The 13,375-nt window shown below is 46.2% G+C and carries 12 protein-coding genes, 1 tRNA gene and 1 pseudogene; 3 read left to right on the plus strand and 11 right to left on the minus strand.

Translation table 11 applies throughout. The features are described from left to right. Together WKT10_RS15445 and WKT10_RS15450 are read right to left on the minus strand one after the other, a co-directional pair. The coding region (locus WKT10_RS15445) for a ParB/RepB/Spo0J family partition protein (RefSeq protein WP_340278012.1) at nt 1-898 on the minus strand (898 nt) is incomplete at its 3' end. After that, nucleotides 855-1,679, minus strand: coding sequence for a ParA family protein (locus WKT10_RS15450; protein WP_024721698.1), 825 nt, complete (start codon nt 1,677-1,679; stop codon nt 855-857). The genes WKT10_RS15445 and WKT10_RS15450, both read right to left, overlap by 44 nt. Nucleotides 1,680-2,119: 440 nt before the next feature. Between WKT10_RS15450 and WKT10_RS15455 the strand changes: the two genes are divergently transcribed. Beyond that, the gene (locus WKT10_RS15455; protein WP_340278013.1) at nt 2,120-2,872 is read left to right on the plus strand and encodes a nucleoside phosphorylase; all 753 of its coding nucleotides are present in this window, start codon (nt 2,120-2,122) and stop codon (nt 2,870-2,872) included. Between the two features lie 53 nt (nt 2,873-2,925). Then, nucleotides 2,926-3,798, plus strand: a complete 873-nt coding sequence (gene ant(6), locus WKT10_RS15460) for an aminoglycoside 6-adenylyltransferase (protein WP_002582178.1) — start codon at nt 2,926-2,928, stop codon at nt 3,796-3,798. 75 nt (nt 3,799-3,873) lie between these two features. On the opposite strand, the gene WKT10_RS15465 is transcribed toward ant(6), so the two are convergent. The 9 genes from WKT10_RS15465 to WKT10_RS15505 form a co-directional block, all read right to left on the minus strand. Further along, nucleotides 3,874-4,053 carry a hypothetical protein gene (locus tag WKT10_RS15465; RefSeq protein ID WP_102364675.1) on the minus strand — a complete coding sequence of 60 codons (180 nt, stop codon included), beginning with the start codon at nt 4,051-4,053 and terminating at the stop codon, nt 3,874-3,876. A 370-nt stretch (nt 4,054-4,423) separates the two neighbouring features. Continuing rightward, nucleotides 4,424-4,500: transfer RNA gene (locus tag WKT10_RS15470), tRNA-Arg, on the minus strand. Nucleotides 4,501-4,809: 309 nt separating this feature from the next. Continuing rightward, a complete protein-coding gene (locus WKT10_RS15475; protein ID WP_296034809.1) occupies nt 4,810-6,144 on the minus strand; it encodes an MATE family efflux transporter in 1,335 nt (444 codons plus the stop codon). Between the two features lie 149 nt (nt 6,145-6,293). Continuing rightward, complete coding sequence (locus WKT10_RS15480) at nt 6,294-6,995, minus strand: response regulator (RefSeq protein ID WP_066543392.1); 702 nt, start codon at nt 6,993-6,995, stop codon at nt 6,294-6,296. Next, nucleotides 6,988-8,073 carry a sensor histidine kinase gene (locus tag WKT10_RS15485; protein ID WP_296034812.1) on the minus strand — a complete coding sequence of 362 codons (1,086 nt, stop codon included), beginning with the start codon at nt 8,071-8,073 and terminating at the stop codon, nt 6,988-6,990. Before WKT10_RS15485 ends, WKT10_RS15480 begins: the two co-directional genes overlap by 8 nt. After that, nucleotides 8,070-8,717: a potassium channel family protein gene (locus tag WKT10_RS15490; RefSeq protein WP_337434399.1), complete on the minus strand. Its 648-nt coding sequence runs from the start codon at nt 8,715-8,717 to the stop codon at nt 8,070-8,072. The genes WKT10_RS15485 and WKT10_RS15490 overlap by 4 nt, the downstream gene beginning before the upstream one ends. Before the next feature lie 18 nt (nt 8,718-8,735). Further along, complete coding sequence (locus tag WKT10_RS15495) at nt 8,736-10,079, minus strand: TrkH family potassium uptake protein (protein WP_417301905.1); 1,344 nt, start codon at nt 10,077-10,079, stop codon at nt 8,736-8,738. A gap of 172 nt (nt 10,080-10,251) precedes the next feature. Then, nucleotides 10,252-11,082, minus strand: coding sequence for a helix-turn-helix transcriptional regulator (locus WKT10_RS15500; RefSeq protein WP_340278014.1), 831 nt, complete (start codon nt 11,080-11,082; stop codon nt 10,252-10,254). A 260-nt stretch (nt 11,083-11,342) separates the two neighbouring features. Continuing rightward, complete coding sequence (locus WKT10_RS15505) at nt 11,343-12,749, minus strand: aspartate ammonia-lyase (protein WP_337434397.1); 1,407 nt, start codon at nt 12,747-12,749, stop codon at nt 11,343-11,345. Nucleotides 12,750-13,087: 338 nt separating this feature from the next. Here WKT10_RS15505 and WKT10_RS15510 point away from each other — a divergent pair. Continuing rightward, nucleotides 13,088-13,375: pseudogene (locus WKT10_RS15510) on the plus strand (cytosine deaminase); the annotation flags it as partial.

A 13,375-nucleotide genomic window follows, 5' to 3' on the forward strand; every position in this document is an offset into this window, starting at 1 on the left:
GCTCCAATGCCTTGCACACAAAATCCTCCGTTTGGCTTATGGGAATATTCTTCGGGATAAGCTGTCGAACCCTATCGCCCCTCAAAACAATTTTCTCCCTTTGGTTTGGTTTTTCCTCCGACATAATCGCTTGGATTGCTTCGGTTGTGAGCTTGCCCTCCTCAAAGAACTTTCGCATACGGATTGTTTGGTCGTGGGACGGGGTTGCGTCGTTCAGGTCGATTTCATCAACCACATCACGCTGACTGTCCTCATCGAGAAAAGACAATTCAACCGCCGGTCGCATTTTAATTCGCCCCTCATCAACATATTCCAAAAGTTCGGGAACAAGGTTTGTAAGGCGAATATATCTGCGAACTTGGGTTTGACTGTCACCCGACTGCTCTCCAATTAGTTGTGCTGTTTCTTTTCCGCTTGACTTCCAACCCACTGGGTCGGAAGTTAGGTCTGTTCTTTTGCCTTGTCTGCTCAATGCTTCCAAACGCATTTTGTAGGCATAGGCTTTTTCCGAGGGAAGTATCTGCGACCTTTGGTAGTTGCTCTCAACCATTAAAATCGTGGCTTCGTCTCGGTTCAGTTCAACGACCTCACAACGGAGAGTATCAAACCCGGCAAGCTCACAGGCTCGCTTTCGTCTGTGTCCCGATATGAGTTCGTATCTGCCGTCCTCTTTCTGCCTTACCGTCGCCGGAGTGATTACCCCTCGTTCCTTAATACTCTCAATGAGCTGTGCCATATCCTCGTCATCACGCACCTTAAAAGGGTGGTCGGGGAAATCGTCAATCTCAGTCAAGGGAATATCTCGGATTTTTGAAAGTTTTTCTTCATCTCTCTGTTCCTGCGTCGAGAATAAGTCATCGAGCTTCGTGAGAGTGAAGTCGCTCTTTCTTCCTGCCATCGGCTAACACCTCCTTTGTAAATTCGGTGTACGCTTTTGACACCGTGCTGCCCGGTTCGTAGGCAAAAATGCTCTTGCCTTTGGAAGAAGTCTCTGCGGCTTTTACGGCAATCGGGATATATGTTCGATACATCTTGATTTGACTACCGAAGTTCTCTCTCAGAGCTTCTACCGTGCTTTTGGCGAGGTTGGTACGGCTATCCACCAAAGTGAGAAGCATACCGTCAATCTTTAAGCCCGGATTGATACGCTTCTTAACTCGTGAAATGGTCTGAACAAGCTGCGTCATACCTTTTGCCGGTAAATACTGAGCCTGAACAGGAATTATTACGCTGTCTGCCGCAGATAGAGCATTGATTGTTACCATTCCGAGGGAAGGCATACAATCTATTAAGATATAGTCGTATTTCTCCTTCACTTCGCTGAGATAGTTTCTCAATGCCGTCTCTCTGCTCATTGCGTTGACAAGGTTAAACTCCATTGCTGAAAGCTCAAGGTTTGCCGGAATAAGGTCAACACCTTCGTCGTGGTGCAGAATACCGACCGTAGGGTCATTCATCGTTTCATTTATGACATCTGTGAGTTTCGTTGCAAGCGTGATACCCAAGTTGTCTGTATCCTGCCAACCGAGACAAGTGGTTAAGTCGCCCTGTGGGTCTGCGTCTATGAGCAGCACTTTCTTTCCCTGCATTGCAAGACCGACGCCGAGGTTTACCGTAGTGGTCGTCTTTCCAACTCCGCCTTTTTGATTGCATATCGCAATCGTTTTGCAGTTCGACACTTTGTGCGTCCTCCTTTCGTGAAATTCATAGCCATCGCAGTATGGCTATGTACTTGACCGGCTCATTTCCTAACCGGTCGGGCAATATTTGTTCTCAACACCCCTTGCCGAGCAATAAGCTCACGGGAAGTCACTAAGGAACAGACTGCTAATCTGTATCATAGGAATTTCACCTCTGCCGGGTACTCCGCCAGCTCCGTAGAGAAGTATCATTATCCTTCTGACTGTCATCGCCGTAACAGGGGCAACCTGTTACCTATACCGGGAGTTCTCGCTGTTCTGCAATGCAGAAGTCACGGCGTACCCGATAAGGTGGCTAAAATCATCAGAATTAAAGTCTTAGTGAATGGTTTATTCAGTTGTCAAAATACAAGTGAAAGGGCTGACCTTTTCGTGGCTCGGAATTAACCCCTTCACTTGTTTGAAATGGGAGAGCGTTTTTGGGGGGTGTTTTTTCAAAGTTTGATACAGAGCAGACAGCAGTTCTTAATCCCACTCATGAAAATCTTGGTTTGAACTTACCCAAGAAATGTGTGTTCGCATTTCTTGGTGCTTACATAGATGAATATGCCAGTAAAAGTGATACCAAACAGGTATCCACTTTTGAGAGTGCAACGAAGCATTATCCCATTTACATCACCAAATACAAGGGTGAGGACATTGTGCTTTGTCAAGCACCCGTTGGTGCGGCAGCAGCCACACAGATACTTGATTGGCTGATTGGTTATGGTGTAAGAGAGGTAATCTCGGCAGGTAGTTGCGGTGCTCTGGAAAAGTTCCCCGAAAGTACATTCCTCGTACCAAACAAGGCTCTGCGTGATGAGGGAACATCTTATCACTATGCGCCCCCTTCTCGATTTGTGGAAATCAGCGAGAAGGCAAGAAAAGCAATTGAAGAAACCATTCTTGAGCATAGTATGAAATATCAGGAGGTTATAACCTGGTCAACGGATGGATTTTTCCGTGAAACCAAAGAAAAGGTGGCTTATCGCAAAAGTGAAGGCTGTGCAGTTGTAGAAATGGAATGTTCTGCTCTGGCGGCCTGTGCTGATTTCAGAGGGGCAACCTGGGGTATGATACTTTATACCGCAGACAGTCTTGCAGATGTTGACAAATACGACGAAAGAAACTGGGGCGGTAATGCATACGAATATGCACTTACGCTCTGCCTTGATGCGGTTATCAAATTATAAGAACAGTTAGAATCAATCTTTTTTTGTGATATAATTTTATTGAGGTGAATGAAATGAGGACTGAAAAAGAAATATACGATTTAGTTTTGAATTTTGCTTTTCAAGATGAGAGAATTAGAATTGTAACTCTTGAGGGGTCTCGCACTAATGTTAATATACCAAAAGACAATCTTCAAGATTATGATATTACTTTTTTTGTTATAGATATGGGAGAATTTTTGAAAAGCGATGACTGGCTTAGTGTTTTTGGTAACAGAATTATGATGCAAAAACCTGAAGATATGGAATTATTTCCTCCAGAAGAAAAAGGATTTTCTTATATAATGCTTTTTGATGATGGTGTAAAGATTGATTTAACTTTGTTACCTGTTTCAATGCTTGAGGAGTATCTTACTCGCGATAAACTTGTAAAAATCATGTTAGATAAAGATAATATGATTAAAACAGAAATAGTTCCCACAGATGAAGATTATTACATTAAGTGTCCAACAGAAAGAAAGTTTGATGACTGTTGTAACGAATTTTGGAATGTTGCAACATATGTATCCAAGGGCTTACTTCGTGGTGAAATACTATTTGCAATAGACCATATGAATGAAGTATTACGTCATGAGCTTCTTAGGATGATTAGTTGGTATGTCGGTACTGAAAAAGGATTTAATTTCAGTTTGGGTAAAAACTATAAATTTTTAGATAAGCATATTTCAAAAGAATTGTGGGATAACTTACTAAATACATATTCAATGAGTTCGTATGAAGAAATGTGGAAATCGTTTGATTTGTGTCTATGTTTGTTCAAAAAAATATCTAAAAAAGTGGCAGATTCACTTGGTTATAATTATCCTGATTATGATGAAAACGTTACAAAATATTTGGAAACACAAAAGAGAATTTCAAATAAATATCTTTATGGTAATAGGTATTGACAAATTCCAATTTGTCTAACTTACTCTAAATTAGCAAAGACCGCTTACAAAAGTGTAGGCGGTCTTTATTCGTGTTCAGATATATTTGATTTTGAACTTTCTTTTCTTGGCTGAAAGCACCTTGCAAAGAATATCATCTGCTGCGTCCGTGTATCTGCCTTGTGCTATCAGGCTGTTCTTCAAACGGATAAGTGATTGCAGCACTTCGCTGTATTCGTCCTTGGAAAGGTATAAATGATATTTTTGTTCTTTCAAAACAACCACCTCCTGTTACCGCAATTATATAATAAGAAATGGCATAGAAGTAGTGTGCGATTGTCGCTTGACCACCCCTAAATGAACGAATTAACAGGGTAACGAACGCCTTATTCATTAGCAGGAATTTTGCTCGAATTTTTCTGCCATTAGCAGAGAGGGCATTTTCATTAGCAAAATAGCGAAAATCCTGCTAATTTTTATTAGCAAGTCGTTCACCTGAAAGGCGGACGACATTCGTCCTAATTTCCATTAGCTGACGGAGATTTTGCTAATGAAAATCTGTGAATTTTACGATTTTTCACTTTTTCCGTAAAAATGAAAAAACGCCGGAAACCCTTGATTTTACTGGGTTTTCCGGCGGAGTTTTTGGCGTTCCCGAGGTGATTCGAACACCCGACCTACCGCTTAGGAGGCGGTCGCTCTATCCAGCTGAGCTACGGAAACATCTTTAAAATCTATTCAATTTTAGTCTTAAACTTACTCAATGTCAATCGCCTTTGCCCGAAAGGCGGTCGTTATAACATATTCTTAGGAGGCGAACCCTCTATCCTACTGAGGTACATGGACGTATATAAAATTTTCAGTGTTGGGCGATTGCTCCAACAAGCCCTTAGGAAGCGGTCGCTCTATCCAACTGAGCTACGGAAACAACTCCACTCATCTCTCAGCCTCAAAGCCAAAAGACAAGACAGGCTGCATTTTCTCTCACAGCCTGTTTTATATCATACATGATTTCCATCCAAAAATCAAGTATCAATTCCCATCCATTCCCTTCCGGTAAGTCCGCACCAGCAGCGGAACCTCTGCAATCAGCATTCCGATCCAGCCTGCCATATAGGCCAGAGGAAGGGCCTCAATTCCCATTCCCATCAGGAATACCAGCGGCAGTGCTGCCAGTACCCGCACACCCATATTGATAAAGCTGCTGATGAGGGTAATCTTCAAATCGCCAATCCCTCTGAAATAGCCCTGGATACCGTTAGTAGCTGCAGGAAGCAGATACATGGCTGCGATCAGATGGAGATAGCTTACTCCATGGCGGATGACCTCCTCATCCTTTACAAAGAGCAGCATCAAGGGCCGTGCAAAGAGAAAGCAGACAGCAAACACAGCCACGCCGTAAATCAGCTCCAGCTTCATTCCGCAGCGGAAGCCTTCCCTCATACGTTCCTTCTTTCCTGCGCCTTTATTCTGGGCCATAAGAGCGGTCATAGCGTGGGCGATATTCTGCTCCGGCGTATAGGCGAAATCATCGATCCGGTTTACGACTGCAAAAGCAGCTGCCACCGATACTCCCATGGTATTTACAATAGCCTGTATTCCCAGCTTTCCCAGCTGAACGGTAGCCTGCTGCATGGCGGAAGCCCATCCATAGGAAATCGTGCGCTTCAGCAGCTTCCGGTCAAACACCAGCCATTTTTTCCCCAGCCGCAGCATTGGTACCTTCTTTTGTATATAAATCATACAAAACAGGCAGCAAAGAGCCTCGCTGATTACAGTGGCAATGGCGCAGCCGTTGCTTCCGGCCCTTAATACGACTACAAAAAACAGATCGCCGAAAATGTTTAATACTGCACTGATAATCAAAAAATAAAGGGGCGTATTGCTGTCCCCCAGAGCCCTTAAAGTACTGGAAAAAAAGTTATATAAAAAGGTAAACATCAGACCCCAGAAAATGATCCGCAGATACTCCTTTGTCATCTGCATGATCGACGGATCAACCTGCATGAGCATGAGGATCGGTTCTGCAAATATAACACAGATCAGGGTCAGAATGATGGAAAATACCATTCCCGATATCATGGTTGTACTGATCTGCCGGTGAAGCGTATCATAATCCCTGGCTCCGTACTGCGTTCCCATAAGGATGGCTGCTCCCATGCACAGTCCGTTGAGAAAAAGGATCATCAGAGTGGTAATGGGATTGCAGATTCCCACAGCCGCCAGTGCCTCTTTTCCAACAAAATGGCCCACGATGATACTGTCCACCGCATTGTATGTCAGCTGGAATAAATTCCCCAGCACAAGCGGAACTGTGAACTGCACCAGCATGGGCATTATTTTTCCGGTCGTCATATCCTTTGTCATACTGTGTTCTCCCTTGTCATTCTCTTTCATACTATAAAATGTAAACACTTACAATATTAGTGCATTTCAGGAGAATGTCAAGAAAAAACTCCTTCTCGTCTCTGCATTTTGCACCGCCTCCGGCGTATCCTGAAGTCCGGTGCGCAGCTTTATTCCACCTTCATCATCCGATACCCCACTCCGATATGGGTCTGGATATACTGGGGGGAATCGGGCTCGCTCTCCAGCTTTTTACGCAGAGTTGCCATAAATACCCGCAGGGAGGCGATATCATTATCCCAGCTGCTTCCCCATACCTTCTGCGTGATATAAGTATGGGTCAGGACCTTTCCCACGTTCTGGGCCATGAGGCAGAGCAGCTTATACTCGATCGGCGTTAAGTGCATTTCCTTCTCTCCCAGATAAGCGCAGCCTGCTCCATAGTCGATCCGCAGCCTTCCGTTTGTAAATACGGATTCTCTTCCCGCCCCGTCGCCGTTCATAACTGCCAGACGCCTCTGGGTGACGCGCAGTCTGGCAAGAAGCTCCTCAACGGAAAAGGGCTTCGTCAGATAATCATCTGCCCCCGCATCCAGAGCGTCGATCTTATCCGTATCCTCGCTTCTGGCACTGATCACAATAATGGGAACATTCGACCAGCTGCGTACCCTTTTAATGACCTCCATGCCGTCCATATCAGGCAGTCCCAGATCCAGCAGGATAATATCGGGATTCTGGGAAGCGGTTGCCAGAACTCCCGCTTCTCCGTTTGCTGCTGTCTGGAACCGGTAATCGTTTGCTTTTAATGTGGTAGTGATCAGATTGCGCACCGGAGCGTCATCCTCGACCACTAAAATTAATGGTTTATTCATGCAGTGTTACCTCCTCTGCAGGCAGTGTAAATGTAAATACAGCCCCCTGGGGCTTATTGTCTGATACCCATATTTCTCCCCCGTGCGCCCGGATAATGGATCTGCACAGTCCCAGCCCCAGTCCCAGGCTCCTGCGTCCGTCCGCCGCCCGGTTTGTTCCTGTATAAAACATATCAAATACTTTTGATTTCTGTTCATCCGGTATTCCAGGACCTGTATCGCTGACCGACACCACCACCATACCGTCCTTTTTTCCTGTATGGATCCGGATTTGGGCTCCCTCAGGCGTATATTTTACAGCATTGTCCACCAGATTGATCACTACCTGGACAATCAGCCTGGCATCCATCTTTCCCAAAATAAACTCCTCATCACTGCTTACCTCGATCTTCCGTCCGTCCCGGTTCCGATCCGTATGGCGCATCGCCTCGGCAATGACCTCATCCATAAGCTCTGCAGACATCCGAAGATCCATCCGTCCGTCCTCAATCCGTGTGACAGACAGCAGATTTTCCACCAGCTTGATCAGCCACATGGAATCATCATAAATGTCCCCATAGATCTGCATCCGCGTCTCTTGGCTGAATTCATTTTCATTGGAAAGCAGGTTGCTGGCATTTCCGGAAATAGAGGTAAGAGGAGTGCGCAAATCATGGGAAATGGACCGAAGAAGGTCAGCCCGAAGCTGCTCCTTTTCAATCTGCATGGCCGCCTGGGCGGACTCCCTGGCATATTCCTTCATCCGGGAGGCCAGAGAACCGGTAATAAGGGCTACCAGAAACATGATGCCAAAGGTCACCGGATAGCTGGGGTCATAGGCCCGCAGGGTAAAACGCGGGATTGTAAACAAAAAATTAAAGGCCAGTACGCTGATCACAGAGGCCAGAAAACTGTACATCCAGCTGCTTGTAATAATAGATATAATCAGCACACCCAGGATGTACACGGCGATAATATTCGCCTCCGGGATCTTAAGCCCTGAAAAAAGGAGTCCCACCAGCGTAGCCGCGATCAGAATTCCCGCAGCCCGTCCCCCATCTCTTATAATGCTGTGTGTTCTACGGGAAAATGGTTTCATATCTTAAAACATTTCTGGATATCACGGCTCTCACCCAGAACCAGCATGGTCGCATCATCGGTAAGCATGGTATCTGGCCGGATCGCCATATCCAGCTTTCCATCCCGCTTCAGAGCCATGATATTGATATTGAACTTCTTTCGTATGTCTACCTGTCCGATGGTCTTTCCCACCCAGTTCTGAGGCATTTCAATCTCAAAAATAGCGTGAGTGTCACTGAGCTGCACATAGTCAAATATATGCTCTGAGCTGTAGCGGATAGCTGTCCAGTTTGCCACCTGCTTTTCCGGGTAGACGATCTCATCTGCACCATTCCGCAGCAGGAACCGGGCGTGTACATCTCTGGAAGCACGGGAAACCACCATCTTGGCCCCCAGATCCTTTAAATAAGCCGTTGTCTCCAGAGAGCTCTGGAAGTCGCTGGCAATGGCGACAATGCACACATCAAAATTGCTTACGCCAAGTGTTTCCAAAAACTCCATATTGGTGCTGTCTCCGATCTGGGCATTGGTTACATATGACATAACCGCCTCCACGCGGTCCTCCTGCTTATCTACCGCCATAACCTGATGATCCAGCTCGTATAATTTTTCTGCCACATGACGGCCGAAACGGCCCAGTCCAATAAGTAAAATTGATTTCATAAGTCATTTCCCTTTCTTTTATCCCACAGTAATCTTTTCCTGGGGCAACCTTGAAACATGAGGCTTCACTCCGGAAATAGCCGCATAGACCAGTGTCAGTCCTCCTACTCTTCCGCAATACATTAAAAGAATCAGTATGATCCGTGATGTCGTTCCCAGCTCCGGCGTAATGCCAAGGGTCAATCCTACCGTAGCAATGGCAGAGGCTGTTTCGTAAATACAGGTTAAGATAGGAAGGCCTTCCAGATAACTGATAGCAAGCGCGCCTCCGATACAGAGTGTGATATACATCATCATTACAACCGCCGCATAACGCACGGTTTCCTCTGAAATACGCCGCCCGTAGCACTGCGTATCCTCCTTGCGGTAAAATACTGCCCAGCCGGACAGCAAAAGCACTGCCAGAGTAGTCGTTTTCATACCGCCTGCCGTAGACCCCGGCGAACCTCCTATGAGCATCAAAATCGCTGTAAGAAGCTGTCCCGGCTCGCTCATGGCTGTCAGATCCACCGTGTTAAATCCCGCAGTCCTGGGCGTTACAGACTGGAATAAAGAAGCCCAGATACGCGCGCCCCGTCCCTGCCACTCAGGCCCGTTAAATTCAAGAAAATAAAAAATCACTGCCGGGATCAGGATCAAAAGAGCCGTTGTGGTGAGAATCACCTTGCTCTGCATCCTGTATTTTCTCCAGCACCGCCGGTTGGCCCATATATCCTCCCATGTGAGAAAGCCCAGACCGCCCACTACAATCAGCATCATAATGGCAAAATTGATGACCGGATGGCCCACATAATGGGTCAGAGAGGAAAAGGGTTCTCTTACGCCCATAAGGTCAAAACCTGCGTTGCAGAATGCGGAAATCGAGTGGAATACTGCATACCAGATTCCCTTAACAAAGCCGAAATCCTTAATAAACTGCGGCGCCATCAAGACAGCGCCCGTCAGCTCAACGATAAACGTACCTTTGAGGATAAAGCCCGTAAAACGGACGATCCCTCCTACCTTGGGTGCAGAAATAGCATCCTGCATGGTACTTCGTTCCCTCAGGCCGATTTTTTTTCCAGACACCATAGCCACGGCCACAGCCACAGTCACTACGCCCATACCGCCGACCTGAATCAGCGAAATGATCACAAACTGGCCAAATTCCGTCCAGTAGGTCGCAGTATCATGTACGATCAGCCCTGTAACACATACGGCAGATGTAGAGGTAAACAGCGCGTCTAAAAAGGGCGCTCCCCCTGGTCCTTTGGTTGATATGGGAAGCATGAGGAGCAGTGCTCCCATAAAGATCACTACCATAAAACCGAAAATAATGATCTGAGCGGACGTCATATGTTTTTTTCTGCCCTGAACATTCATCATAATATCCCTCCGGTTAACGGACACCATAAAAACCGTCTCTTTATACGGTCTTTATATTGTCTCTGTAATTGCTAATTATGCCACATCATTCAAAAAGATTGTGTTAAAAGTAAAAACGCTGGTATAAAGATTGTATAAAGATGGCATAAAGGCCCCATTAGGAAACTGCCTAAAAATCTCCGCTCTTATCCATATCGGGAAGTTCCATCGCCGTCTTATCGGTAGGAGCGCAGCCGAACATCTTCCGATAGGCTCTGAAAAAGCTGGAATAATCTCCAAAGCCGGCTCTGGATGCAGCCTCAGCCGCCGGAGTCCCCATTGCCAGTTCTTTTCTTGCAATAGTCATGCGCTTATAAAGAATATAACGGGCTACCGTAGTTCCTGTTGCCTGGCGGAATATGGAGGTCAGATGATTTCGGCTCATAAAAAACTGCTCTGCCAGCCCCTCTACCGTCAGCGTATCCCTCAGATGGCTGTTAATATACCGGATTATCTCCTGGGCCTGTCCCTCTGCTCCATGAACGCGTCCCGCACTTCGGACGTATATTGCAGAAATACCCGCCAAAAGCGACAGGATCCGTGTGCGAATTGCAATATTCTGCAGCTCCTTCCCGTAAGTACCGCACTCTTCGATTGCATGAAAATACCATTCAATGGGGAACTGCTCTTCAAGACAGCCCCATCCCGTTCCAAAGGGCTTTAACAGAAGCTCCCGCTCCTTTCCATTTAAAAGATCCTCTGTAAAATGAACCCGGATCCGGTCATATTCATTTCCATCCAGCACTCTCAGACCATGAAAACAGCCGGGTGTGATCACTAAAAGGCTTCCCGGACGGGGACAATAGGATCTTCCTTCCAGAAGATACTCTACATTCCCGGTTATCATATAATAAATCTCATAGCTGTTATGGCAGTGCATTTTATACTCCATGTCTGCCTCATCACTGCGGGTATGGGCATAGATCACCTGCTCTGTCTTAAAACTGACCTCCTGGTACACCTCATTTCCTCCTGACTTTTTCTGTCCGTCCCTTCCTTCGGCCGCACATTTTTCGTTATCTATCAGTTTATCAGAGTTTGTGCATTTTGCAATATTTCTTTTTCATTTCACAATGGAAATCCTTACCCCAATATACTATAATCCTAACTGTAAACAAAACCGAAAGGGTCCTCCCCCTTTCACACATTTTATCCCCCCCTTTATACACATAGAAAAGACCAGGTATCCCCAGTACCTGGTCTTTTGCTGTTTAAGCAGTTTTATAATTTGTAATCCACCGGATGGCCCGCCTGGGTCATATCCACCAGACTTAAATAACGATCCAGTTCTTCTTCCGGCAGCAGTCCCTCCTCAAGTACGATCTGGCGCACCGGAATCCCGGTTCGATTGCATTTTTTTGCAATTTCGGCCGATTTTTTATATCCCAGAGCCGGACAAAGGGCTGTAGCCAAAGCCGCGCTGGACTCTACCAGAGCACGGCAGCGCTCTCTGTTCGCCGTAATACCGAGAATACAGTTATCGATCAGCGTCTCCACCGCCCCTCTTAAGGTATCGATCGACTCAAAAATCTTATAGAAAATCACCGGCTCAAAAGCATTTAGTTCCAGCTGTCCTGCCTCTGCAGCCATAGTAACGGTTACGTCATTTCCGATCACATTGTAGGCAACCTGGGAAACCACCTCCGGGATAACCGGATTGATCTTTCCCGGCATAATGGAAGAGCCGTTCTGCTTCGGGGGCAGATTGATCTCTCCCAGTCCTGCTTTGGGGCCGCTGGAGAGCAGACGCAGATCATTGCAGATCTTAGACAGATTTACCGCACAGACTCTGAGAGCCGCAGAGGTATGTACAAAGCCGTCCAGATTCTGGGTGGCGTCAAACAGATCCTCTGCCTGGCTGCAGTCTGTGCCACAGACGAGGTTTACATTTCGGATAATGTGAAATAAGTACACCGGGTTTACATTGATCGCCGTTCCCACCGCAGTAGCTCCGATATTCAACACCTTAATCTCTGAATCCAGGGAGCGTATCCGCCGGATATCTCTCTCGATCACTGCCGCATAGGCTTCAAAGGACTGCCCCAGGCGGATCGGCACCGCATCCTGAAGCTGGGTCCGTCCCATCTTTACCACATCGTCAAATTCAATGGATTTGTCCCTCAGAGCCTTGTGCAGCCGTTCCAGCTGTTCCAAAAGGCCCGGAAGCAGCGCCAGGATCGTAAGCTTTCCTGCACTGGGGATCACATCATTGGTAGACTGGGCCATATTTACATGGTCATTGGGATGAACAATCGTATAATCCCCCTTTTCACCGCCCAGGATCTCAATCGCCCGGTTGGCTATGACCTCGTTAGCATTCATATTGGCCGAGGTGCCTGCGCCTCCCTGAATGGCGTCTACAATAAACTGAGAATGGAGCTTTCCCTCTATGATCTCATCACAGGCCTTTACAATGGCATTTCCAATCTTCTCGTCCAGTATATGGGCCGTCATATTGGTATAAGCCGCGGCCTTTTTTATTCTCACCAGATTTTTTATAAATTCCGGATGCAGCGGCCGTCCTGTAATGTGAAAATTCTTCTTCGCGCGTAATGTCTGTACTCCATAATACGCCTTCATGGGCACCTCCATTGTGCCTATGGAATCCGCTTCTTTTCTGGTTATCATAATATATTCCCTCCTGTTTTGCAGGTAGTGTCAAAAACCACCTTTACTCCGGCTCCTATCTGGAGCATATCACTTTTTTACACTTCTTTAGTATACCATAATTTCCCTTTGTTTTCCAGACAGCTGAAAATCGGATATGCTGTACTCTTCGCACAAAACGGAAGGCATTTTCTGTTTCCGCAGTACAAAACTAACTCTTCCTCTTAATTTATTATTGACGGCAGGAAAACCAGGTGCTATAGTCTTGTTCATCGAAAGGCAGTAAGCAATGGGGCTTGTGCATAAAGTACAGGTCCCATTTTTATTTGCGTCGATTACTAAAAAAGGGAGTGAACCATATGAGCAGAAAAAAATTTATTAATGCAAAATTAAAGAGCGTAAATGAATTACAGGAAATACTGACTGACCATGGAGTATTTCAGGAAATCAGTCCCCGTATTTCCGCCCCGGACTGTGAAATCATCGATCTGCAGGGCAAACTCATCCTGCCTCCTTATGTAGATCCCCATATTCATCTTGATTACGTATTTACCGCCAGAAAACAGGGGGCTGCAAACGGAACAGGTACTCTGTTTGAAGGAATCCAAAGGTGGAGCGAAACAAAAAGCGACCTTACTGTAGATGAG

Source organism: Enterocloster sp. HCN-30185, assembly GCF_037890305.1.
Classification (GTDB): Bacteria; Bacillota; Clostridia; order Lachnospirales; family Lachnospiraceae; genus Enterocloster.

Excerpts from the sequence above, each read along its gene's own strand:
- WKT10_RS15475 (WP_296034809.1), bottom strand. The coding sequence starts at position 6,144 with ATGACAAAGGATATGACGACCGGAAAAATAATGCCCATGCTGGTGCAG.
- WKT10_RS15480 (WP_066543392.1), bottom strand. The coding sequence starts at position 6,995 with ATGAATAAACCATTAATTTTAGTGGTCGAGGATGACGCTCCGGTGCGC.
- WKT10_RS15485 (WP_296034812.1), bottom strand. The coding sequence starts at position 8,073 with ATGAAACCATTTTCCCGTAGAACACACAGCATTATAAGAGATGGGGGA.
- WKT10_RS15490 (WP_337434399.1), bottom strand. The coding sequence starts at position 8,717 with ATGAAATCAATTTTACTTATTGGACTGGGCCGTTTCGGCCGTCATGTG.
- WKT10_RS15495 (WP_417301905.1), bottom strand. The coding sequence starts at position 10,079 with ATGAATGTTCAGGGCAGAAAAAAACATATGACGTCCGCTCAGATCATT.
- WKT10_RS15505 (WP_337434397.1), bottom strand. The coding sequence starts at position 12,749 with ATGATAACCAGAAAAGAAGCGGATTCCATAGGCACAATGGAGGTGCCC.